At 57.3% G+C, this 23,534-nt stretch carries 20 protein-coding genes, 1 tRNA gene and 1 pseudogene; 6 read left to right on the top strand and 16 right to left on the bottom strand.

Going from position 1 to position 23,534, the window contains the following annotated elements; genetic code table 11:
• Positions 1-104: 104 nt before the first annotated feature.
• Both IEI95_RS16565 and IEI95_RS16560 read left to right on the top strand, forming a co-directional pair.
• Complete coding sequence (locus IEI95_RS16565) at positions 105-314, top strand: hypothetical protein (RefSeq protein WP_156536258.1); 210 nt, start codon at positions 105-107, stop codon at positions 312-314.
• 408 nt (positions 315-722) lie between these two features.
• Complete coding sequence (locus IEI95_RS16560; RefSeq protein ID WP_156536257.1) at positions 723-2,624, top strand: methyl-accepting chemotaxis protein; 1,902 nt, start codon at positions 723-725, stop codon at positions 2,622-2,624.
• 126 nt (positions 2,625-2,750) lie between these two features.
• Here IEI95_RS16560 and IEI95_RS16555 read toward each other — a convergent pair whose 3' ends face one another.
• The 5 genes and pseudogenes from IEI95_RS16555 to IEI95_RS16535 all read right to left on the bottom strand — a co-directional run bounded on the left by IEI95_RS16555 (position 2,751) and on the right by IEI95_RS16535 (position 8,458).
• Positions 2,751-3,329 (bottom strand): hypothetical protein, encoded by a 579-nt coding sequence (locus IEI95_RS16555; RefSeq protein ID WP_156536256.1) that lies wholly within the window; start codon positions 3,327-3,329, stop codon positions 2,751-2,753.
• 99 nt (positions 3,330-3,428) lie between these two features.
• A pseudogene (gpt, locus tag IEI95_RS16550) lies at positions 3,429-3,925 on the bottom strand (xanthine phosphoribosyltransferase).
• A 344-nt stretch (positions 3,926-4,269) separates the two neighbouring features.
• On the bottom strand, positions 4,270-5,109 hold the full coding sequence (locus IEI95_RS16545; protein WP_015916291.1) for a putative universal stress family protein: 840 nt from the start codon (positions 5,107-5,109) through the stop codon (positions 4,270-4,272).
• Positions 5,110-5,333: 224 nt separating this feature from the next.
• Complete coding sequence (locus tag IEI95_RS16540; protein WP_194416781.1) at positions 5,334-6,116, bottom strand: competence/damage-inducible protein A; 783 nt, start codon at positions 6,114-6,116, stop codon at positions 5,334-5,336.
• 377 nt (positions 6,117-6,493) lie between these two features.
• On the bottom strand, positions 6,494-8,458 hold the full coding sequence (locus IEI95_RS16535; protein WP_194416780.1) for a methyl-accepting chemotaxis protein: 1,965 nt from the start codon (positions 8,456-8,458) through the stop codon (positions 6,494-6,496).
• 681 nt (positions 8,459-9,139) lie between these two features.
• On the opposite strand from IEI95_RS16535, the gene IEI95_RS16530 reads away from it, so the two are divergent.
• Positions 9,140-9,781 (top strand): LexA family transcriptional regulator, encoded by a 642-nt coding sequence (locus IEI95_RS16530; RefSeq protein ID WP_194416779.1) that lies wholly within the window; start codon positions 9,140-9,142, stop codon positions 9,779-9,781.
• Positions 9,782-10,070: 289 nt separating this feature from the next.
• On the opposite strand, the gene IEI95_RS16525 is transcribed toward IEI95_RS16530, so the two are convergent.
• From IEI95_RS16525 to IEI95_RS16510, 4 genes are all read right to left on the bottom strand, one after another.
• Positions 10,071-10,155: transfer RNA gene (locus IEI95_RS16525), tRNA-Leu, on the bottom strand.
• A 419-nt stretch (positions 10,156-10,574) separates the two neighbouring features.
• Positions 10,575-11,048, bottom strand: coding sequence for a chemotaxis protein CheW (locus IEI95_RS16520; RefSeq protein ID WP_015916294.1), 474 nt, complete (start codon positions 11,046-11,048; stop codon positions 10,575-10,577).
• Positions 11,049-11,563: 515 nt separating this feature from the next.
• Positions 11,564-12,001, bottom strand: coding sequence for a DUF1489 family protein (locus tag IEI95_RS16515; RefSeq protein ID WP_194416778.1), 438 nt, complete (start codon positions 11,999-12,001; stop codon positions 11,564-11,566).
• A 45-nt stretch (positions 12,002-12,046) separates the two neighbouring features.
• Positions 12,047-13,450 (bottom strand): L-serine ammonia-lyase, encoded by a 1,404-nt coding sequence (locus tag IEI95_RS16510; RefSeq protein ID WP_194416777.1) that lies wholly within the window; start codon positions 13,448-13,450, stop codon positions 12,047-12,049.
• 486 nt (positions 13,451-13,936) lie between these two features.
• On the opposite strand from IEI95_RS16510, the gene IEI95_RS16505 reads away from it, so the two are divergent.
• The 3 genes from IEI95_RS16505 to IEI95_RS16495 all read left to right on the top strand — a co-directional run bounded on the left by IEI95_RS16505 (position 13,937) and on the right by IEI95_RS16495 (position 16,295).
• The gene (locus IEI95_RS16505) at positions 13,937-14,710 is read left to right on the top strand and encodes a DUF599 domain-containing protein (protein ID WP_194416776.1); all 774 of its coding nucleotides are present in this window, start codon (positions 13,937-13,939) and stop codon (positions 14,708-14,710) included.
• 128 nt (positions 14,711-14,838) lie between these two features.
• Positions 14,839-15,807, top strand: a complete 969-nt coding sequence (locus IEI95_RS16500; protein WP_194416775.1) for a heparan-alpha-glucosaminide N-acetyltransferase — start codon at positions 14,839-14,841, stop codon at positions 15,805-15,807.
• 11 nt (positions 15,808-15,818) lie between these two features.
• Positions 15,819-16,295: a methyltransferase family protein gene (locus IEI95_RS16495; protein ID WP_156536779.1), complete on the top strand. Its 477-nt coding sequence runs from the start codon at positions 15,819-15,821 to the stop codon at positions 16,293-16,295.
• A 147-nt stretch (positions 16,296-16,442) separates the two neighbouring features.
• Here IEI95_RS16495 and IEI95_RS16490 read toward each other — a convergent pair whose 3' ends face one another.
• From IEI95_RS16490 to cobA, 7 genes are all read right to left on the bottom strand, one after another.
• The gene (locus IEI95_RS16490) at positions 16,443-16,829 is read right to left on the bottom strand and encodes a MerR family transcriptional regulator (RefSeq protein WP_060716796.1); all 387 of its coding nucleotides are present in this window, start codon (positions 16,827-16,829) and stop codon (positions 16,443-16,445) included.
• A 144-nt stretch (positions 16,830-16,973) separates the two neighbouring features.
• Positions 16,974-18,389, bottom strand: a complete 1,416-nt coding sequence (gene mgtE / locus IEI95_RS16485; protein WP_156536205.1) for a magnesium transporter — start codon at positions 18,387-18,389, stop codon at positions 16,974-16,976.
• Between the two features lie 196 nt (positions 18,390-18,585).
• Complete coding sequence (locus IEI95_RS16480) at positions 18,586-19,137, bottom strand: flavodoxin family protein (protein WP_156536206.1); 552 nt, start codon at positions 19,135-19,137, stop codon at positions 18,586-18,588.
• A gap of 168 nt (positions 19,138-19,305) precedes the next feature.
• Complete coding sequence (gene cbiB, locus IEI95_RS16475; protein WP_194416774.1) at positions 19,306-20,277, bottom strand: adenosylcobinamide-phosphate synthase CbiB; 972 nt, start codon at positions 20,275-20,277, stop codon at positions 19,306-19,308.
• Entirely contained in the window at positions 20,274-21,287 is a 1,014-nt protein-coding gene (gene cobD / locus IEI95_RS16470; protein WP_194416773.1) for a threonine-phosphate decarboxylase CobD, read from the bottom strand. The genes cbiB and cobD overlap by 4 nt, the downstream gene beginning before the upstream one ends.
• Entirely contained in the window at positions 21,284-22,594 is a 1,311-nt protein-coding gene (locus IEI95_RS16465) for a cobyrinic acid a,c-diamide synthase CobB (protein WP_156536209.1), read from the bottom strand. The genes cobD and IEI95_RS16465 overlap by 4 nt, the downstream gene beginning before the upstream one ends.
• Entirely contained in the window at positions 22,591-23,433 is an 843-nt protein-coding gene (cobA, locus tag IEI95_RS16460) for a uroporphyrinogen-III C-methyltransferase (RefSeq protein WP_156536210.1), read from the bottom strand. Before cobA ends, IEI95_RS16465 begins: the two co-directional genes overlap by 4 nt.
• Positions 23,434-23,534: the final 101 nt, after the last annotated feature.

Raw genomic sequence — 23,534 nt, 5'->3', positions numbered from 1 at the left:
TGGTTCGCTCTCTTCGGAGCGAGGCCGATCATAATGATGGTCCGCTCTGTATCTTGCGCCAGCCTTATCCGCTAGACACTAAATATAGTATCAACAGCGTTTTCATGCCAGAGCAAATGGCCGCAGCGCGCCAGAAAAATTCACAAGGATATCCGCGCGGTCAAAGCGTGGAAGCCATGACCGTTTCAAACCTGATGATGTTCGCTGATTTGAACCGACCTCGTAGACATCTCGGTTCAGCCGCCGCCGCAACAACCAATTCATTAACCCTGCCTGCGAGCAAGCGCAAGAGCTGGTCTGTATCGAAAATATGAACCCTATATGTTGTGGTCAGCATCTGTGGAAAACGGGGAAAGAGGCTAGCCTAGAGAATTCATAGGCTTGGCGGAAAAGCTTCATGATTAACGCTGGGTGAAGGTTTTTTTTATCCACCGTCACATCGTGGCACGCAAGCAAGACGACAGAGGCCTGCCGCCGCTTGCCTGCCTCTATACCGAAACGAATCGGAGGTTTTTTGTGCCCAAGAACGCCCTGACCGTGCTCGCCTCCATCAGGAAACCCTTTAATACACAGGGAATATGTCTTGCTAATTACCAAACGAACTAAAGGGATATTAATGTTTGTGGACAACTATATCGGGACCAGGGTCTGGAATGATGTCCATGCCTAGATATGCTGCGCCAGTCGCCATGAGAGCGCCGGGCTGCGCTTAAGGTTTGGTCATGACCATCAGTAATCTGTCTATCCTGAAGAAGGTCAGCCTTCTTGTGGTGCTGATGGGCGTTGCGGCAGGCGCTATTGCCGCTGCTGGCGCCTTCGGCCTGTCTTCGCTTGGTGCCTCGCTTCAAAATACCGGACAGCGTGAAGAAGTGGCCCGCGAGGCCATGGACCTGCGCGTCGACATTATCGCCATCAGCCGCATGACCTATCAGCTGGCTTTCGCGCCGGAAAAGGCCGCTGATTTTGCCAAGGAAACCGAAACGCGCTCCAGCGAAATGCTGGCGCGCCTGCCAAAGATCGCGGCCACCGCCGATGAAAACGAGCAGAAGCAACTGCAGGATGTTCGCACGACACTCAACACCTATTTCGACCAGATCCGCCAGATGGTGAAAGTGGCAGGCACCGACGCCGCCAAGGAACCCGGCGTGATGGCCAAGGAGCTTTCCAAGGCACTTGATGGACAAAAAGCGGTGACGGCGGCGGTCAAGGTCTACAGCACCTATTCCGCCAAAACCCTGTCTGCGGCCCGCAGCAATGCCATTGCCGACTCGCAGCTGACGATGATCGCGCTGTTGTCGACCGCTGCGATCAGCATCGTTCTCGGCGTTGCGGTCAGCACGCTGATTGCCCGTCGCGGCATCGTCAATCCGATCCGCCTTTTGACCGACAATATGAACCGGATTGCCAAAGGCGCCCTGGGCGACGCCATTCCGGGCACAGAGCGCGGCGACGAAATCGGTGAAATGGCCCGCGCCCTGGAAATCTTCCGGGCCAACAGATTGCAGATGCAGGAAATGGAAGCCCAGGAAGCCGCGCTTAACAGTCAGAGCAAGGATCTGCAATCCAGCATCAGCAGCATTGTCGCCTCGGCAGCCGCGGGTAATTTCTCGCAGCGCATCACCAAATCCTACGAGGATGCCGACCTGCAACGCTTCGCCTCCAGCGTCAACGAGTTGGTGGCCAATGTCGATCTCGGCGTCACCGAAGTGCGGCGGGTGATTGCCGCCCTCTCCTCTTCCGATCTCACCCAGGATATGCGCGGCAATTTCCAGGGCGCCTTCGCCGAATTGCAGAGCAACGTCAACCACGCGATGGCAACGCTTCGCGAAGCCATGCAAAGCATTCGCGGCGCTTCGGGTACGATTACCGACAATTCCGGCGAACTGAGTTCAGCCGCCAACCAATTGGCCCGCCGGACCGAACAGCAGGCTGCGGCCCTGGAAGAGACAGCAGCAGCGCTTGAAGAAATCACCACGACGGTCCGCACCTCCACTGAACGCGCCCATGAAGCCAACCAGATGGTGGAGCAGACCCGCAACAGCGCCGGCAAGTCCGGCGAAATCGTCCGTAGCGCCATTGATGCGATGGGCCGGATCGAGCAATCCTCGCAAAAGATCAGCCAGATCATTTCGGTGATTGACGAAATCGCCTTCCAGACCAATCTCCTGGCGCTGAATGCCGGTGTTGAAGCCGCCCGCGCCGGAGAGGCCGGACGCGGCTTTGCCGTTGTTGCCCAGGAAGTCCGCGAACTGGCCCAGCGTTCGGCCAATGCGGCCCGCGAAATCAAGGCGCTGATCAACACCTCCGCCGATGAAGTCAAGGGTGGCGTCTCACTGGTTCTGTCCACCGGCGAAGCTCTCAACGAAATCGTCGGCCTGGTTGATCATGTCAATGGCCATGTGGCGAGCATCGCCCGCGCCGCTCAGGAACAGTCGGCGGCGCTTGCTGAAATCAACACATCCGTCAACCACATGGACCAGATGACCCAGCAGAACGCCGCCATGGTCGAAGAAACCACGGCTGCCAGCCAGGTCCTGGCCAGCGAATCCCGACAGCTGCTGGTGCAGATTGAACAGTTCCGGCTGGAAGATAATAGACGGGGTGAGTATCGCGCGGTGGCGTAATCAGAGCGCAGAAGTTTTTATTCTTCCTCCAAAAGCCACGAAATCCAAAAGCCCCTGCGTTTGAAAAAGCGCAGGGGCTTTTGGCATTTTGGGTCAGGCAAATGATCGAAGGGGCTATTTAGCTGACTAAACCGCCGTCACAACGCCAACGATAAGAGAAACCGAGACGAAAGTGAGCCAGACAGCGGCGACACGCTGGAGGATATGCAATCTGCCCTGGCCGCCATGCCCTGCCTGGGTCAATCGCCCGGCAGAGCCCCAAAGCAAGGCCACTGCGCTGACCAGCAGGCAGAACAGGCCAAGACAAGGCAGGAAATTCGGATTGCCAGGAGCGGGAAGAAGAACGAGACCGAACACCAATGCCTTGGGATTGAGCGCGGTCGTCAGATAGATCCGGCCCGCTGTGATGGGATTGAGCGCATTGCCCTGCCCCGGCATCTGCCAAAGCTTGAAGGCGATGACCATCACCCAGATCGCCGCGGCGATTTTCAGCAGGACGGCAGCGGCAGGCCAGCGCGCCATCAGCTGATCTCCCAGATAAACCAGCGGCAGGATGGTCGTCAGATAGCCCGCCAGTTCCGCTGGCAGGAGACGCAGCACGCGCCCTAGGCCGCCTTGAGCACCAGCAACGCCCATCAACGTATTGGTCGGTCCCGGCGCCAGAAGCAGCGCCAGGACAGCGGGAAGAAAAGAAGCAATCAGCATCAGTCAATCCATTATCAACAACAGATTGATTTCTGCATCATAACCTCGGCCAGCGCTTTGTCCGTGATCAATTGCGCAAATCCATAGGATGCAAGGCTTTTAGCCCTTGGATCCCTTTGCAATCGGTTCTTGATAGGTAAAGCCCATATCCCACGGGAAATAGATCCAGGTATCCTGGCTGACCTCGGTGACAAATGTATCGACCGTCGGCACGCCTTTCGGCTTGGCATAGACGCAGGCAAAATGCGCCTTCGGGATGATTGAGCGCACTTCGGTGGCGGTCTTGCCGGTATCGGTGAGGTCGTCGATAACAAGCACACCTTCGCCGCCATTGGTGAGCAATTCCGGCGTGATGCCCTTCAGCAGGTTGAATTCGCCCTGGTTGACATAGTCGTGATAGGAGGCGACGCAAACCGTCTCGATCAGGCGGATATTCAGCTCACGCGAAATGATCGCCGCTGGCACCAGCCCGCCCGGGTGATGCAGACAATGGCGCGAAACTCCTGCCCAAGCCCGGCCAGGCGCCAGGCAAGCGCCCTGGCATCACGATGGAATTGATCCCAGGCAACGGGAAAGGCTTTATCGGGAAGAGACATGCAAGGGCTCCGCGCATCAAGAAAAGACAGAAGGAAAGGCAACCGAAGCGCTTCGCGTTTCAACCGCCCGCCGCGTCATCGCAGCAAAAACGAAGACAGTGACGCCATCCAGCTTGCGCATCGGCCCGGAAACCGCCCGGCTGGAAGAGCCATGGGCGCAGCAGACCTTGCGCAAAAGCCCTTTCGGCTCCTTGTCTTTCTCGGTGCTATAGCGGCAATCTGCCCATGAAGGCAAGAGACGGAAAGAGGATGCCGGAAACAGTAAGGCATCCGGTTGGAAACCGAATGCCTTACGTCAACACATTTTTCAATTCAGCGCCTATCAGCGCGCAAGCCCAAGGCTTTTAACGTGATAGCAAAGTCAGTGCCGTCATGGAGTCAAGCACCGTGCGGGTCACGCCACCGAACAGCACTTCCCACCAGCGCTTGTGGGAATAGGCGCCCATCACCAACAGATCGATGCTCTGGTCGGACAAGCGGTTTTCGATATGCGCTGCCGCCTTCAATTGCTCCTGATCCTGCTGGGTCACGGTGACATTGATATCATGGCGGCTCAGCGTCGCGGCAATTTCGGCGCCGGGCAGGCTGCGTGAAAGATCGTCACCGCTGCTATCGACCACCGAGAAGATTTCAACGCTTTCAGCCTGTTTCAGGAAAGGGAGGGCATCGAATGTGGCGCGTGCCACTTCACGCGACCCATTCCAGGCAATCAGCACCCGCTTGATAGGCCGCGGCGTCTTCAGGATATAAGGAACGAGAAGCACGGGCCTGCCGCTATCAAACAACGCCGTTTCCAATTCGCTGCGGTTATCTGAAAGCGAACCGCTTTCTCCCTGGGCCGCCACGACCAGATCGGCGCAGCGGGCGCTGTCAACAAACGAACCTGTCGAACCGACGGAGGTCACGAAATTGCGCCATTCGGTCGACACGCCTTCGCGCCGCGCCACCTCGGCGAAGATCGCCTCAATAGCCCCGGTTTCCTTATGGGCCAGATCCTGCATGGCCTGTACCGCAACCGGATCGGGTATTTCCATCGGCGCGATCAGGGGCATGCCGGCGACTGCTTCGCAATGAACGCCGATGACATGGGACCCGAACTGTTCGGCCAACGCAATGGAAAAATCAGAAACCTGCGCTGCCGTACGGCGGTTGTCGAGAACGCTCAGAATTGTCTTGTAAGCCATTGTCATCTCCCCGCAAATTGCTCCGACCGAACATCGTCCGAGCAAAAGCATACTGCATCGTGGTCTGGGCGACAGGAAGACACGCTTGCGTCATCCCGCCCAACCACCGAAAAAGATAATGCGCCGAAACCACGCCGGTTCCTTGATTTCGCTCAAGGCTGAATTGGGATTTCGCTCAAGGCTGATCTGGAGTCCCACTCAAGTCTCAGCCACGTGGGACATTCTCAGGCCTCCAGCACGGTTTTACCGCCGGTAATTGTCGCGATCATCTCCTCGACATCAAGAACAGCGGCATTCAGAACATCTTCGGCCCTCGCCCGCACCACGAGTTCGGTGTGGAAGCCCTTGGCGCCGTCATAGCGGGGATAAGAACCGATACTGGTCTGCGGATGCGCCTTCTGAACGGCGGCCAGCGCCGTGCCGATCTCGCCTTCGCCATAGGGGCAGGCAATGGCCCGCGACAGAACACGGACGCCGCCGGGCAGAGTTTTGACGACATTTTCCAGCATCGCCTGAAACACCTGCGGGACACCGGCCATGACATAGACATTCTCCACCCGGAATCCCGGCGCGGTGGAAACCGGATTGGCAATATGCTCCGCGCCTTGCGGCATGCGGGCCATCCGTTGGCGCGCCTCGGTAAATTCCAGGCCGCGGCGAGCATACATTTCCGCCATCAGTGCCATGGCCTTTTCGTCATGCAGACAAGGCAGGCCGAAAGCTTTTGAGATGGCATCGGCGGTAATATCGTCATGGGTCGGGCCAATGCCACCCGAGCTGAACACATGGTTATAGCGACTACGCAGCGCATTCAGCGCCTCGACGATTGCCTCTTCCTCATCAGCGACAATCCGCACTTCCTTGAGGTCGATACCGGCCAGGGTCAGCACATCGGCCAGATGGCCGATATTCTTGTCCTTGGTGCGGCCAGACAGCAATTCATCACCTATGGCAAGCATGGCGGCGGTGACAACTTGAGACGGGGAAACGGAGGTGGAATCGGACATGGCGGGGCCTTCTAACGGACTTTGACGAGCTTTGACGAACTGAAACTATCTTTGGCTAACCGCATAATTCCCTCAATCGGGTCCGATTTAAGGTGACGACCAGGCAACGGATCGGAAATCGTGCGGCGGCTTTCATGCATTTCTTTGATGCATATCGCTGTAACGTCATTTTTGCGAGACTGGACCAAACAGAGAGACGAAATTATCGGCCAAGACCTTTTTTCGCCCTTGCCGCTCGTCCCAGATGTCTTGTTCCTCCATCCGCCAAACAGCAAGCCGCCCTGCGTGAGAGAAAACGCAGGGCGGCTTGAGCAATGAGAGGATAGAGCCGAGAAATAAGCACCGGTTTTCGGAAAATCCGATGCTGTCAGATGGTGTTAAAACTCTTCCCAGCTTTCCTGCTTGGCTGCGGTATTCATGCCGAGTGCCTTGGCGACCTGACCGACCATGCGGCGGGCGGGTGACGCGACAGGCCTTTGCCCGGCGCCGGCTGGAACAGGACCAGTGGATCTGCCGCCGGAAGGGCCCGCATTGACTACTGCTCCGGAACCTGAACCAAGCTGAAACTGGCCGACCAGATGGCGCAGCTTTTCAGCTTCATTGGCCAGTGAAGAGCTGGCAGCGGTGGCTTCTTCCACCATGGCGGCATTCTGCTGGGTGACCTGGTCCATCTGGTTGACGGCGATATTCACCTCAGACAGGCCGACAGACTGCTCACGGGCCGAAATGGCGATGGCATCAAGCTGGCCGTTGATGGCGACGACATGGCCTTCGATCACCTTCAGAACTTCACCGGTTGCGGTCACCAACTTGACGCCGTTTTCAACTTCGCTGGCGGAATTGCGGATCAGGTCCTTGATTTCCTTGGCAGCCTGGGCAGAGCGCTGGGCAAGTTCGCGCACTTCCTGGGCGACCACGGCAAAGCCCTTACCAGCCTCACCTGCACGCGCCGCTTCCACACCGGCATTCAGCGCCAGAAGATTGGTCTGGAAGGCGATTTCATCGATCACGCCGATAATGTTGGAGATCTGGCTGGACGACTGCTCGATCCGCTGCATGGCGTTGACGGCATTCGAGACCACTTCGCCGGACTGCCGGGCCGACTGGTTGGCCTGGACGGCCATCGCCCGGGCTTCTTCCGCACGCTTGGAGGAATTGGAGACATTGGTGGTGATCTGATCCAGCGCCGCTGCGGTTTCTTCCAGCGAGGCTGCCTGCTGTTCGGTACGCTTCGACAGATCGTTGGCGCTCTGGCTCACTTCTCGCGAACCGCTGTCAATCGAGCTGGTCGAGATGGCAACGGACGACATCGTGTCACGCAATTGCTCAACCGTGCTGTTGAAGTCAGTCCGCAAACCTTCGAATTCACTGGCAAAATTCTGGGTAAGCTGGAACGTGAGATCCCCAGCCGAAAGCCGCTTCAAGCCTTCCGCAAGACCAGACGTTGCCTGGGCCATTTCAGCGGCGCGCTTGGCATCGGCCTCGGCAACGCGCTGACGTTCCACTTCGCTCATGTCGCGGGCTGCCGCAGCCTGTTTTTCCAGCTCACGAGCGGCAAGCCCGTTATCCTTGAAGATCTGCACGGCACGCGCCATGACACCAACTTCATCACGACGATCTGTTCCCTCGACCATTGCCGAAAGATCACCGCCGGACAAAATGCCCATCTTGCTGGCCAGTTCGCGGATCGGCACAACCAGCCAGGCGCGGATGGCGAAAAAGCCGATTGTCAGAACGAGAACCAAGCCTACCAGCACGCCAACCACAGTCGTCATCACCGTGCTATTGGTCATATCAGTCAGGTCGTTACTTTCTGCATCGGCAGCCTTGCTAATTGTCGTAACGACTTCGGTAAAGCGCGGCGAAATCTTTGCAAACTCAGGCTGGCATTCCTTCAGAAAAGTCGACTGGGATTTTGTGACCTCATCATCGGTGGTAGCGGTTTTACCCGCCTGCATGGCATTGCCACAGGTCTGATCGAGAATTTTCAGAGTATCCGCTTTAAGCGCGGCGATGTCGGGATTATCAGGAAGCGCCTTTGTCGCTGTATCCATGAACGTCACGAAAGAACCTCGAGCCGTCTCGAATTCCTTTACGGCGGACTGATTGAGTGCGTCCGTACGCGATAACATGATATCGGCCAAAGAGGCCCGTGCAGACTGCATCGACCGATTGGCGCGCGCCAGGTAAAGCGAAGCAGCGGATTCCTGCTCCAACAAACCGCTATACGCTGCGTCGATGGATTTCAGCTTCGCTCCGGAATAGGCCGCAATGCCGATGGTAAATAACCCGAACAGCGCCATGATCGACAGAAATTTCCCGATGATTGATAGGTTTTTCATCTCATTGCCTCGTAACTCAAGGTGGCTCGACCTTCGAGTACATGTGGGGGTAAATTTTTGGCGCGCCGAACCGGCTCCAGTCCCCGCCAAACCGCACAGAATGATTGGTCTGCAACGGTCGGCTGATACGGCGGCACCCTTGAAAACTACCGGGTAAAATCTAATTTTTAGTGAATTCTAATTTTCTTATACTTAAGATTAAGACCGCGATGGGACACAAAGTCAGTTAGGGAAGATAGCAATCAAATGACGGCAACAGTCTGTTAGGTTCACACCGAACTAGCGATCTATATGTTTTTATTCGTCTTTTCTGGAAAAACGTGGTCTATTTTTGCCTTGGAAAATTCCAAGGATGGCGGAACAATCAGTTGTGGTTAGTGCGGACGCACTTGCACTAGAAAGTTAATTGCGTCCTGAATTCTAATTCAATGAATTCATTGCGTTAATTCAGATCTGATCCTCACCGCGTTGCGCACCGTCGATTGGGAAGAGCCCGCAATTTCTTCGAACTCGTGTTTAGCCAATCAGAAAAGTTCTTTTCAGATCACGTAAATCATATTGATTGCGTCCTTTGGCATGACGCAAACTTTCATACGGCATTGATAAAGTCAGCACAGAAAGTCATCAGAGAATTTTATTTTCTATTCAATTATGGCATTAAAGCTCAAACGGAGGTGATAGATGGAACCAAGAGATGAAGTCACAGGTGATATCGTTGTTGATCGACTTCGACGCCTCATCAAGGAAGAAGGCTGGAAGCAATGGCAGGCAGCCGAGAATGTCGGTGCAACGCAAAGCGTCGTCAGCAAATGGCTGAGAAACGAGAACCGCCCCAAGCGCAAGAACGCGGAACTCATAAACGCTTTGTATACGGAAAGGTTCAAGTACCCTGATGATCCCCTAGCTGTGAGAGAAGGTCAGGACGTCATGGCTCAATCCATCACCATGAGTTCGGCCAATGGGCGGGTGTCGGTTATTCCAGACCAGCTCGGCGGCACATGGGTCATCCCGACGCATGTCGGTTCGAGGATGGGCGCAGGCTTGCGGGTATACCAGATGGTGGGAGACAGTATGGAGCCATCGATCCAACGCGGCTCTTCGGTTTTTGTCGACACCAAAAATGCTTCGATCACGACAGACGACATCTATGCGATAAAGGTCAGTGACGGAGTCGCATTCAAGCGGATCAAGATTATGCCGAAACCTAATGAAATCATGATGATTTCTGACAATCGTGCAGCCTACGGAGATCCAGTCGTCATACAGAAATCCGGGATCGAGATACTTGGCCGCGTTGTAGCGATCTTTACCCGCAGAGATTAACAGTCAGTAGGACTCATCTGCCTTCGGCGGACTTCGCGCTTCTGCTTTCTGCCTCAGGGACCTAATGTTGCGCCCTATTTTACTGATTTATAGTGAAAGAGAAAAAAGGACATAAGTCGCCTCCGCCACGGACAGGAAAAAAACCAACAGTCTTTAGCATCTCCGCGATGGCCAGAGTTTAGAGGCTGAAATCTAATGGTCGCATGTGATACACGGGCGGAACATTATGTGCATTCCGAACTTTTAAAATACCAAAAAACGCAATTATTTCAATGACAAAATGTATCATTGGTGCGGACGACGGGGGTCGAACCCGTACAGATTGCTCCGAGGGATTTTAAGTCCCTTGCGTCTACCAGTTTCGCCACGTCCGCGTAAGCAGCGTTTTCAACGACCTGAGGCGGAATTGCAAGAGGGCGTTTCAGATATTCCCTAGAGTATGTCAGGTTTAGATGGAACCCAATGCACCCCGACTGCAGATGTTTCGGTTGTCTTTTCGGGAAAATCCGATGCGACACAAAAAACGATTGCATCGCGGCGGTTGCCGACACCCTGGCCGACAACATCATCCTAGAGTTTGCCTTAGGAAAAGTGGAACCCGGTTTTCTCGAAAAGACAAACGAAAACAAGAGTAGCGAGAGTCTGTCTGGTTCAATCTGAACCTGACAGACTCTAGCAGAATGGTCTTGTCCGCCCGGTCACACAAAAAACCCCAGACCGAAATCGGTCCAGGGTGATTGTTGAAATACATCAAGGTTGGAAGTCGAATACCGACGTTATCAAACGTTCGATATTAAACTGCCATGCCCCAGTCGTCTGCGTCATTAACGCCGAACATGCGCTCAAGGTTGAGGAAGCAAATCATGCTTTCGCCCTGGGCAATGATGCCGTCGGAAAAGGCAGCGCTTGGCCCAGCTGCCTGCGGCAGCGGCTGCAAGCGATCGGCTGGAATGGTCAGGATGTCGGAAACGCCATCCACCAGCAGGCCAACTGTAACGCCATTGACATCGGCCACGACCACTGCGCTGCGTTGGTTGACCTCGGAATTGGCCATGCCAAGCTTGACGGCCAGATCGACGATCGGAATGACAGTGCCGCGCAGGTTCATCACGCCCAGCACTTCGTAAGGCGCATGGGGGAGCGGGGTAACAGTGGCCCAACCGCGAATTTCCCGAATGGACGTGGTTTTAACGCAAAATTCCTGCGCATGAAGCCGGAAAGCAATGATCTCGAGAGAGCCCGCTTGCACCAGATGCGATGTGGTCATCAAATTTTCTCCCAGCTTTCATAGGTTTGGGACAGTATTTTAGCATATACGTCCTTAAATCGCTGCCGATCCAGACAATCACGTGCAATGCAAGCCTCTGCACCGTGAACCGCCCGACTTGCAATCTATGCCGTAATCCTGCCAGCCTTCGATTGTGCCTCTGCCAGCCACACGTGGCCACTTTGGATTCCTTGATCAGAAACATAGTTGATGCGTCTTAACCGTTAGTGAATTCAAATATAAATTCTGAAAGGACCGTACAGCATACCGCAATCAAAACAGAGAAATGCAACCTAACCGATTGAACGGCCTTATCTATTTCAAAAAAATCGATTTCGATGAAAGAATTATCCATTTAAAAAATGATCCATATGCCAGTGCATCGCGCTGGAAAATACAAAGGCTTGAAATAGGGGAACCGTCCACGCCTCAGCGAAATCTCAAACACATCAATGGCTTAAGACATTCAAAAATGGAATACGCCGAATCGTTTTCAATGGCTGTTCGGATAAGGCCTACAGCAATCCAAGTTCGGCCAGTTCCCGCTTCAAATCGTCGGGCATGTCATCCAGGCCAGCACCGCCGGCAGAAAGATCGCGCGGGGCATCTTTCGGGTCCAGATAGCGCCAGCCCTGAAACGGGCGGCGTGGCGCTGGCGTGGTTTCAATGACCTCAGGGCCAAGCACCAGTTCGCAGCGGTTGATTCCATCAGCACCAGTGACGCTGACAATATCCAGCAGAGGCTGGCGGGCTGCAACCTGACCCTTGATGATCCAGTAGAGCGAGCCGCCGTCCAGCAATTCCTCAACCCGTTTGGGCATCATCCGGGTGACATGTGAACTTTGCGGCGCCAAGCCAGCCGATATCGCCACCAGGGCGCGTTCCGCTACCCAGTGCTTAAGGTCGTCGATGCTATCAGCCCCGACACAGAGTTTGATGAGATTGAGCGCCATGGGTTTTGCAGATAGACCTTTCAGGCAGCAGGTCAAGCGGCTCGGCTAACATTCCACTACATTGACGGCCAGGCCACCGAGCGAAGTCTCTTTATATTTCTCACTCATGTCGTTGCCGGTCTGGCGCATGGTCTCGATACAGGCGTCGAGCGGCACGAAATGGCTGCCATCGCCCTTGATGGCCAGCGAGGCCGCCGTCACCGCCTTGACGGCGCCCAGCGCATTGCGCTCGATGCAGGGAACCTGCACCAGCCCCCCCACGGGATCGCAGGTCATGCCGAGATGATGTTCCAGCGCAATCTCGGCGGCATTTTCGATCTGCTCCGGGCTGCCGCCCATCACCGCTGCCAATCCGGCCGCAGCCATGGCCGCTGCCGACCCCACCTCTCCCTGGCAACCGACTTCGGCGCCGGAAATCGAGGCATTATGCTTGATGATTCCGCCGATGGCCGCCGCCGTCAGAAGATAGTCACGTATGCCTTCCTGATCAGCATTGGGATGAAAATGCAGGTAATAGCGGATCGTTGCAGGCACGACGCCTGCTGCCCCATTGGTCGGCGCCGTCACCACCCTGCCGCCAGCGGCATTTTCTTCGTTGACAGCCATGGCATAGACCGAGAGCCAGTCATTGGCCAGCAGGGGGTTTTGCCGGTTGGAGCGCCATTCTTCCTGGAGCTTGTCATGGATGTAACGGGCGCGGCGCTTGACTTTCAACCCGCCGGGCAGTTCGCCCTCACCCCGCAAACCACGATCAATACAGCCGCTCATCGCCGTCCAAAGCCGGTCGAGGCCTTCGTCCAGCGCCTGACGGCTCAGGGAGACCTCCTCATTGGCGCGCTTCATCTGGGCAATCGTCAGCCCGGATGATGCCGCCATGGCCAGCATCTGCCGGGCGGAGGCGAAAGGATAAGGCACTTTGACGGCGTGAGTTTCTGTCTTCTTCGTCTTCTGAACGGCAGCAAGCTCGATATCGGTCACCACGAAACCGCCACCGATGGAATAATAGACCGTCGTCAGCAGCAGACGGCCCTGCTTGTCAAAGGCGGAAAATCGCATGCCATTGGCGTGACCTGCCAGAGGCGTCTTCTTGTCCAGCACCAAATCGGTGGCCGGATTGAACTGATAAGCCGGATGCCCGGCGGGACAGACCTTGCCGGTGCGCTGCACCTCGGCGACAAGCTCCGCCATCCGGTCGGGATCGACCCTGTCGGGCATCTCGCCGGTCAGGCCGATGATAACGGCGCGGTCGGTGCCATGGCCTACACCGGTATAAGCCAGCGAACCGTGCAGGCTGACCTTCAGTGCCGCGACCTCGGCGCCAGCCGGGCGCGGCCAGTCATTGGAGAGGATCAGGTCAAGAAACCGGCCTGCTGCCGACATCGGCCCCATCGTGTGCGAGCTGGATGGCCCGATGCCGATCTTGAAAACGTCGAAGACGGAAAGAAACATGCAAGGACCCTACCCGTGAAGCCGTAGCCAATAGCCTAAACTCTAGCCTTATCCTCGGCAAATTCGTGATGAAGGATCGACATTGAGTGAAACCGCAGCGACAAAAACCGCAAAACAAAAACAGCGCGGCTCGTCTCCAGCCGCGCTGTCGTCCCCCGCCGTAAAGCGGTTTTCTACCGCAACAAAGCGGCAGGCACGAGGCCAATCCCCCGAAAGCCCCCGAGCACATCATGGATAGACGATTTGGCGGCCCTGCTCAATCGCTGACAGCGGTCAGAGCCGCATATTTCTTAAACGATACCGCAAGCACCTTGGCATGAGCGCTTCATCTCCATCATCGACAGTGACAATTGATATTGTCGCTTTGTGAATTGGCCTCGGCCTATCATGATAAAATCAGCCCAGCATGATAAAACACGATGAAAAATGCAGATTCGCAACCATCATCCCTGTCGCTATCGCAAAATTTGAAAGACAATGTCGGACATGACCCTTCTGGATTGGCTTGCTCTGCTGCTGTTTTTTTGCGGCTGGTTCGGTCTGGCTTTTTTAACCAATGGCCGTCTGATCAAATCCCGCCTCAGCCTCAGCCGGATCATGGCGGAGCGCCGCCGCGCCTGGATCTTCAATGCGCTGAAGCGCGACCTGCGGATGATCGACACGCAGATTCTCGCCGGCTTGCAAAACGGTACCGCCTTCTTTGCCTCGACCTCGATCATCGCCATCGGCGGCTGTTTTGCGATGCTGGGCGCCACCGAAAAGGTCGATCTGGTGTTGCGGGACCTGCCTTTATTCGGCGCGGGCGGGCGGGCCGCATTTGAATTGAAAGTCTGCGGGCTGATTGCGATTTTCGGCTATTCTTTCTTCAAATTCGGCTGGTCCTATCGCCTGTTCAACTATTGCACCATTCTGTTTGGCGGCCTGCCCATGCATGCGGAGGTTCGCCAGGACCCGGCCGCAGCCGAAGACGCGGCCGAAACCGTGATTGCCATGAATGTCATCGCCGCGCAGAATTTCAATTCAGGCCTGCGGGCGATTTTTATGTCCATGGGCTATCTCGGCTGGTTCCTGAACGCCTATATGTTCATGGCAACGACAGTGCTGATTTTCTTCGTGCTGGTGCACCGCCAGTTTTTCTCCAATGCCCGGCTCGCCGCCATGCTGAAAAATCCGCTCTCCGCGCCAGGACACATGACAGCAAGCCTTCAAACCAGCCCCCATCATGGAACCGATGGCGACAGCTCATCTGGAATGTCGTAAAGAACCGTGATGCCAGGTGTCATTAAAATGACCTTGGCATAACTCGAACCAAGGGCATGATCTGCCCCGGTGACCACTTGCCATCCCAGCATGTCCGGTCGCTGTAGATAGCTGTTTCAGGACATCGCGTGGCTTTTCCAACCGAATCTCCCCTTCCCGCCAAATCCACCCCCCGCATCGGCTTGCTCGATGCACTGCGCGGGCTCGCGCTGCTGGCTATGGCTTCCTATCACTTCAGCTGGGATCTGGAATTCTTCGGCTATCTGCCATCGGGTACGGCGGAAACCGGCGTTCTGAAGATCTATGCCCGCTGCATCGCCTCGACCTTTCTGTTCCTTGTCGGCATCGGCCTGGTGCTGGCGCATCGAAATGGTATTCGCTGGAAACCGTTCGGCAAGCGGCTGGCGCAGATCGCCGCAAGTGCCTTTGCCATATCCGTTGCCACCTATCTGGCCATGGGGGCAGGCTGGATCTTTTTCGGCATTCTGCATGCCATCGCGCTGATGAGCCTGCTCGGCCTGGCCTTCATTCGCCTGCCGGTGGTCGTCACGCTGGGCGCGGCAATTGCCACGCTGATCCTGCCATTCTATGCGCGCTCGGCTGTGTTCGACGCGCCCTATTTCTGGTGGCTTGGCCTATCCGAGACCATCCCGCGCTCAAATGACTATGTACCGGTGTTTCCATGGTTTGCCGCGGTGTTGCTTGGCATTGCCAGCGCCCGCCTCGCCCTGCGGTTCGGCCTGTGGCAAAAGCTGGCAGCCTGGCCGTCCGGCCCCAAATTGCTCTCGCTTGCGGGCCGTCATAGCCTGGTCTTCTACCTGGTGCATCAGCCGGTACTGATCGCTCTCGTCTATCTGGCGACGCTGGTCGTCGCCCCGCCGCCACCCGACAGAGCGGCAGCCTATGACCGCAGTTGCCAGCAATCCTGCACGGCAGGCAATAACGACGCTGGCTTTTGCCAACGGTTCTGCGGCTGCACGCTGGAGAAGTTGCAGACCGGAAATATACTAGAACCGCTCCAGTCTGGGGCAATCATAGCGGCGCAAGATGAAAGGGTCCTGAAACTGGCGCGGGAATGCACGATCGCCAGCCAATAAAGGGTCCTAACATGAACGCCTATCGCATGAAGCCGCTAAAATACCCATGGCCGCCGCTTCTTTATGTCGGCGCCTGTGTCCTTGCTTTTTTTCTCAACGCCTATATTGCCCCTGTCAGCCCTTTCGAGGAGCAGGAGCCCGTGATGTGGATGACCGGCGCGATGATCGCCACCGGTGCAATCGCCATCGATTTCTGGGCCATCAAGACCCTGATGTCCAACTATACACCCCTCAGCCAGCACCAGCGCGCCCGGCGGCTGGTGACAGAGGGACCTTACCGCTATTCCCGCAACCCGATCTATCTCGGCTATACGCTGCTGATGATCGCGGCGGGAATGATTTTTGGCAATGTCTGGCTTATCCTGGCAGCGCCCCTCACCGCCATGCTAACCACGATGATCGCTATCCGCTGTGAGGAAATGCATCTATTGGTGCGGTTCGGCGTCGATTTCGAACGCTACTGCCAGCACACACGCCGCTGGCTTTGACGGAATACCGGAAGCGATGAAGTCAACCGATGACAGCACTGTGCGCCCATAGGGCGCGCAGTGCTGTAGCTCTCTGTATCTGTTGCATAATTTTATCTTCAAACCGATTTCGGTTTATAGAATTATGCAATAGGGTGTCGGCTCGCTCTATGAACCGACACCAATTTCCACCAGACGGGTCAGGCAGGCCTCTTCGGCCTGATCCAGCTCGGCCAGGGTCTCCTCGATATCCTTGCGTTTCTGGCGCAAATCATCACGCTTTTCATCGATACGCTTCATCATCAGCTTCAATTGCCCGACCTCGCCCGGTGGCTGCTTATAGACATGGATGATTTCGCGGATATCTGCTACCGTAAAGCCGATGCGACGAGCGCGCAGAATTTCTTTGAGAAGATGGCGGTCGGCACCCCGGTAGACACGGGTACGGCCCTTGCGTTCCGGCTGGATCAACCCCTCATCCTCGTAGAAACGAAGTGTGCGGGTCGAAACGCCGAATTCGCGGGTCAACTCGGTGATGCTGTAAGATTTTTTCAAGGCCATGGTGTTCCGTATCGCTCAAGTCGATAATCATATTAACTTTGACGTAAAAGTCAATTTTTGTTCACCTCGCTGCCTCAAGCGGGGAACATCTCGCTGCTTTTACAGATTTTTCCAATTGCAGATGGGATGTTCAAAGGCCTAGATCGCAAACCACCAGGTGGCCAGCCCGAGAAACGAAAAGAACCCGGTAATATCGGTGACGGTGGTCACGAAAACCGCCGAGGAAACCGCGGGGTCGGCACCGATCTTGTCCAGCAATAACGGAATGAGAATGCCAGCAATGGCCGCGGCCATCATATTGATCAGCATTGCCGAAGCAATGATGCCGCCAATATTGGGGTCATGGAACCAGAACCCGGCAATAACGCCGATCAAGATGCCGAAGATCACTCCGTTCAACAACCCGACGCCCGCTTCGCGTCTCACCACCCGCCAGGCATTGTGAATGTCGAGATTGCGGGTGGCGAGCGCCCGGACCGTCACGGTCATGGTCTGCGATCCGGCATTGCCGCCCATGCCCGCCACGATCGGCATCAGCACCGCCAGCGCGACGATCTGCTCAATGGTTGCCTCAAACAGCGAAATCACCGAAGCGGCCAGAAAAGCAGTCAGCAAGTTGACCAGCAACCACGGCACGCGCGAGCGGGATGTCTCGGGAATGCTGTCCGACAATTCTTCATCGCCGACGCCGCCCAGGCGCATCAGGTCTTCCTCGGCCTCTTCCTGGATCACGTCAACCACGTCATCGATGGTCAGCACGCCCACCAGGCGCCCACCTTCATCGACCACGGCGGCGGAGAGAAGGTCGTATTGCTCGAACAGTTGCGCCGCCTCTTCCTGGTCCATTTCGGCCGGGATCGGATGGTTGGTCTCGCGCATGATGGTTTCGATCTTCACCTGCCGCTTGGTGCGCAGGATACGGTCGAGATCGACCACGCCCAGCAGCTTGAAGGTAGGATCGATGACGAAGATCTGAGTGAAGCTCTCGGGCAGACCTTCTTCTTCGCGCATATAATCGATGGTCTGGCCCACCGCCCAGAAGGGCGGAACGGCCACGAATTCCGACTGCATACGCCGTCCGGCGGAGCTTTCCGGGTAATCCAGGGCGCGGCGCAGCCGCACCCGCTCGGTAAACGGCAATTGCGCGAGGATTTCGTCGCGGTCTTCCTCGTCGAGGTCTTCGAGAATGTAGACGGCATCGTCCGAATCGAGATCGCCGATGGCAGCAGCGATCTGCTCGTTCGGCATCTGGTCGACGATCTGCAGGCGGATGGCGTCATCCACCTCGGTCAGCGCCGTCATGTCGAAATCGTCACCCAGAAGGGTAATCAGCGCTAGTCGCTGATCCGGCTGGATCGCCTCGATCAGGTCGCCCATTTCCGATTCGTGCAGATGCGCGACTTCTTTGCGCAGGAACAGCACATCACGATCGGCGATAGCGGCGCCAACAAGCGCGCGGAAATCACTGCGGATCGAGCCGTCCTCGTCGTAGATATCGGCCTTTTCCTCGTCACGGGAATGGCGCGCGCGCACTTGCTCTTCGATGTCACTCATGCTCGCGCTCCCGTTCCTGTCGCTTTCGTGGCGGCGAAGAGACGAATCCCTCACCGCCAATGAAGAGCTTCACCATAACTGCATGACAGAAGCGATACATGCCACAAAAAACGGCAGGCGCATGCAGGATGATGTGCGAAATCGACAAGACAAGCGCCGTGCACATCAATGGCGCACGGCGCTTGGGAAGAGCCGATTACTTCAACCGACCAGCGATGTCTGCAACACGTTCGCCATAAGCGAGAGCGGTATCGAGGTCGCCCTGGGGAATCTCATCGACGCTAGCATCGGAGGGCGACTGGACCAGAAGCCCGACCGAACCACCGAGATTGTTGATGTCGGTGCGCTGCGCAGCCTTGCTATTGCTCGGCAAAAGACCGAGGCTAACCCAAATACCGCCGTGTTGAGATGCCAAAGTCTGCAAGGAAATCAGCGCGACCGCCTTGTCGCCGTTAAAGCTGGCGCTGTTGACGAAACCACCGAAAATCTTGTTATGCCAGCCACGTGTGAACCAGATCTTCGACGACGCCTCTGCGAATTTCTTGAACTGCCAGGTCACGTTGCCCATGTAGGTCGGCGACCCGAAAATGATGGCGTCGGCGGCAGACAGGCTGTCCCAGCCGGCTTCCGAAACATTGCCCTCACTATCGATTTCGATCAGTTCGGCGCTAGCGCCCTTGGCAACATAGTCCGCAACCCGTTTGGTGTGGCCATAGCCCGAGTGAAAAACAACAGCAACCTTCGTCATCAACTGCCCCTTTATGCATGCTGGAAGCCGAAACAGCTCTGCGGTTTCGGCCTATCTGAACCTCATTCCGGGCAATTCGCCCGGCGCCGAACAGATAGCGATCCGTAACCGGCCCGAAAAGAAGGCAGATTCCGTGCTGATAGGGTGAAAAAAGTAACTGTTACCCGATCAAAGGACCGTCAAAACCATCAGGAGACCCAGACCTAGACGCCAGACGCCATCGATCAACCGCAGGCCAAGCCTGATATCGGCACCGCCGATGGCGCGCCGACCAGCAGCGTTCATCATCGGCTCGCGCACTGTTTCTCCTGCATAAATTCGCGGTCCCGCCAGCGCCACATCCAGCGCACCTGCCGCAGCCGCCTCCGGCCAGCCGGAATTTGGCGAGCGATGCAGGCCATGGTCAGCCATCATGACGAAAAAGCATCGCCGGGCTGCCAGAGCGCCATTGTCCAACCAGACGGAACACACAGTCAACAATCCCGCCAGCCGGGCAGCAGGCCAATTGGCCAAATCATCCAGCCGAGCAGAAGCCCAGCCGAATTGCACATAGCGTTCGGATTTGTGACCAATCATCGAATCGGCAGTGTTCAGCATTTTATAGGCAAGCAGGCCCGGCAGGCCGAGCAGGCCATACCAGAGGGCAGGAGCCACCACCCCATCGGCAAAGTTTTCCGACAGGCTTTCCAGCGCGGCGCGTGCCACACCGGCCTCATCGAGCACATCGGGATCGCGCCCGACAATCATCGACACGGCCCGGCGACCACCGGCAAGCCCGTCATGCAACAAGCCGTCGGCGACGGCTTTCACATGGTCCAGCAGACTTTTCTGCGCCAGAAACGCCGCCGTGACGGCAATTTCCAGCAGCACCCCGAGAAATCCAAGCGCCGCAAACAGACGATGCAGACCATATCCAACGCCAAGGCTTGCGATCAGCAGAAGCACAATCGTCAGCACCCCGCCCGCCTTGCGCAACGGATCGGCCAGAACAGGCCGGTTCAGCAGCCGGTCGAAGGCCGAAATACATGTGCCAAACACCACGACCGGATGCGGCAGGCGCGACCATAACCAGGGCGGGTCGCCAACCACGCGGTCAAGCACCAGCGCCAGAGCTAAGATAACCAGATGCGTTTCCATCATGACCGGAAGTCCTGCAAGGCAGCCAGAAGTCGGGCATCGGCCTCTTCGTTGGGCGTCAGACCGATCCGCAACCAGCCCGGCGCATAATCAAAAATCCGCGTCAGGATATGCGCGCGTGCCAGATGGGCGTGGATCTTCGTCGCATCCGTATGCTCCACCAGTGAAAACAGCGGCGTGCCACCGATAACCTTCAAACCTACCTGCGCCAAAACCGCATCAAGCGCCGCCTTGCGGGCAAAGATCCTGGTGCGAAGCGCATGGTGGTCGGCACTGAACAATTGCGTTGCCACCGACAGGGCTGGGCCGGACACCGCCCAGGGGCCAAGCCAACAGGCAAAGCGGTCCAACAGCGCCTGATCGGCAATCACAAAGCCCAACCTCAAGCCTGCCATGCCGAAGAATTTGCCGAAGGAGCGAAACAGCACGAGATTGGGATGATCCACCACAAACGGTGCCAGAGATTGCTCCGGCTGCGCATCGGCGAAGGCTTCGTCCACCAGCAAAAGACCGCCATGGACCGCCATGCGCTGCGCAGCGGCGACCAGGTCTGCCCGCGCAATCTGCCGCCCGGTCGGATTGTTGGGATTGACCACCACCGCCAGCCCATGGACTGACGTGATGGCCTCAAGCCCGTCCACCGCATCGACAGCAATACCAGCCAGCGTGAGGCTGCGGGCATATTCGCCGTAGGTGGGGCTGAGAATAGCGGCGCGCCGGCCCGCATCCATTAACTTCGGCAAAAGCTGGATGACCGATTGCGTGCCGGGAACCGGCAGAGGCAGAACGGTCCCGCTGCCATAAAAATCCCGTGCCGCAAGCCGGGCTGCATCCTCACGCTCGCGGTCCGGCAGGCGATGCCAGGCGCGGGCATCGATGGCGGGCAGATCCGGTGGACAGGGATTGATCCCGGTGGACAGGTCCAGCCAGTCCTCAATGTTTCCGCCATAAAGGTGCGCTGCCGCAGCAAGGCCGCCGCCATGGGCAATGGTCTGGCCGGGTTGCAATGTCATGACCTGTTCTCGCTCGCACGGTCGATCAGATGCATATAGGAGCCAGCCACATTGGCACGCCGCAAGCCGACCTGCCCAAGCGACACGCCCAGGGCATCCTCAGTGGCAAACAGCCGGTCGCCCTCGCCTTCCTCGATCACGGTCGAATAATGAAACTCGTGGCCGGTCATGACATGGGCAAAGAAATCTCCAGCCAATGGCCGCAAAAGCCGGTAACCCAAATGGCGCTTTCGCGTCGCAAAGCTGGTTTTCAGCGGTAAAAGTCCCAGCATCGCATGGTCCGTTCCATCCGCATCGGTCAACCCTTCACCCAGCACCATATAGCCACCGCATTCCCCGTAAATTTTCACCGGCCTTGCCGCCGCCGCCAGCATTCCCGCCCGGAACCGGTGGGCATTGGCAATCCTTCCGGCATGAAGTTCGGGATATCCGCCGGGCAGATAGACCGCATCGGCATCACCTGCCGGAGCCTCATCCTGCAGGGGCGAAAAGAAGCTGATCTGCGCGCCGCGTCGCCGCCAGCCCAGCAGCATATGCTCATAGCAAAAGGCAAACGCCTCGTCCCGCGCCACGGCGATGTGATGCCCTAGCGGCGCAAGCCGGGCAATATTGGCCTCCGAGACTGGATCAGGGCAGCGAGCGGCAGCCCTGATAATGGCGTCGAGATCACAGCCTTTTGCCACGACCTGCGCGGCATGGGTGATAAAGCCTTCAAGATCGGCCTGCTCCGCCGCCTGCACCAATCCCAAATGCCGCTCTGGCAGGGCAAGCCCCGTATCGCTGCGGATCACGCCCAGCACCGGCATGCGGATTGTCTCCAGCGCCTGGCGCAGCATCGCCTCATGCCGGTCGCTGGCGACCCGGTTGATGATAACGCCGACCATCAGCAGACCAGGCCTGAAATCGGCAAAGCCCTTTACCAGGGCGGCAACGGAATGCGAGGTGCGGGCGCAATCGACCACCAACACCACCGACAGGCCGAGCATCAGGGCGAGATCCGCCGCCGAACCGCTGCCATCCGCCGCCCCGTCGTAAAGCCCCATCATCGCCTCGACCACCAGGGTCCGCCCACCCTGGCGGTGCAGGGCGGCATTGGCGGCGATCAATTCCGGGCGCATCGCCCAGGGGTCGAAATTCAGGCAGGTCTCACCGCTTGCCGCTGCATGAAAGGCCGGATCGATATAATCCGGCCCGGCCTTGCCCGGCGCCAGCTTATGACCGGCCTCGCTCAAGGCGCGCAATAGCCCAAGCGTGACGGTGGTCTTGCCTGACCCGGAGGCAGGCGCGGCAATCAGAAGGCCACTCATGCCGTATCCTTTAGGCTTCGATTGGCAAAGGGGTCCGGTTGCAAACCCCGGCCCGACAAGGCCCCCAGCCAGTCCAGCGAAGGACGAAGCCGCACCACATCGCCCAACACCACGATGGCGGGTGGCTGGATACCTGCGGCCTGCATGGCGACATCGGCCTCACCCAGCGTGGTTTCCAGCACTCTTTGCCGGTCCGTTGCCGCGTCGCAGACAAAGGCCAGCGGCTCTTCAGGCTGGCGTCCTGCCGCCATCAATTGCGCGGCGATATGGCCCATATGCTTCATCGCCATATACATGACAATCACCCGGGAACCTTTGGCCACCGCCTGCCAATCAATGCCATCAGGCATGGCGCCGGATGAATCGTGACCAGTCAGGAAGGTGACAGCATGGTTGACCTCGCGGTGGGTGACGGGAATGCCCGCATAGGCCAGCCCGCCAATGCCTGCGGTAATGCCGGGTACGATGCGAAACGGCACGCCATGCTCGACCAATGTCAGCGCCTCCTCGCCGCCGCGCCCGAACACGAAGGGGTCGCCGCCTTTCAGCCGCAGCACCCGCTTGCCGGATTTCGCCAGTTCCACCAATCGCAGAGAAATATCACGCTGCCGGGCCGAAGGCTTGCCGCCGCGCTTTCCAGCATATTCCAACACCGCGCCTGGATTGGCGTAGGCAAGGCAAGCCTCATCAACCAGCGCGTCATGCACAATCACATCCGCCATGCAAAGGCCACGCACCGCCAAAAGCGTCAACAGACCTGGATCACCCGGCCCTGCCCCCGCCAGCCAGACATGGCCCGGCTGCAACAGGGGCAAAGGCTTGAAAACATCTTGCATCATGGTCAGAAGATCTACTGCATAATTTCCCAAACCGAAATCGGTTGGCGGGGAAAATTATACCGCATGAAGATGATTTGTCCGAATGAGCGGCAAGGATCACG

Source organism: Agrobacterium vitis, assembly GCF_014926405.1.
In the GTDB taxonomy this organism is placed as follows: domain Bacteria; phylum Pseudomonadota; class Alphaproteobacteria; order Rhizobiales; family Rhizobiaceae; genus Allorhizobium; species Allorhizobium vitis_H.
The sequence above is the reverse complement of the archived record's forward strand: the minus strand, read 5'-3'. Positions and strand labels throughout refer to the sequence as shown.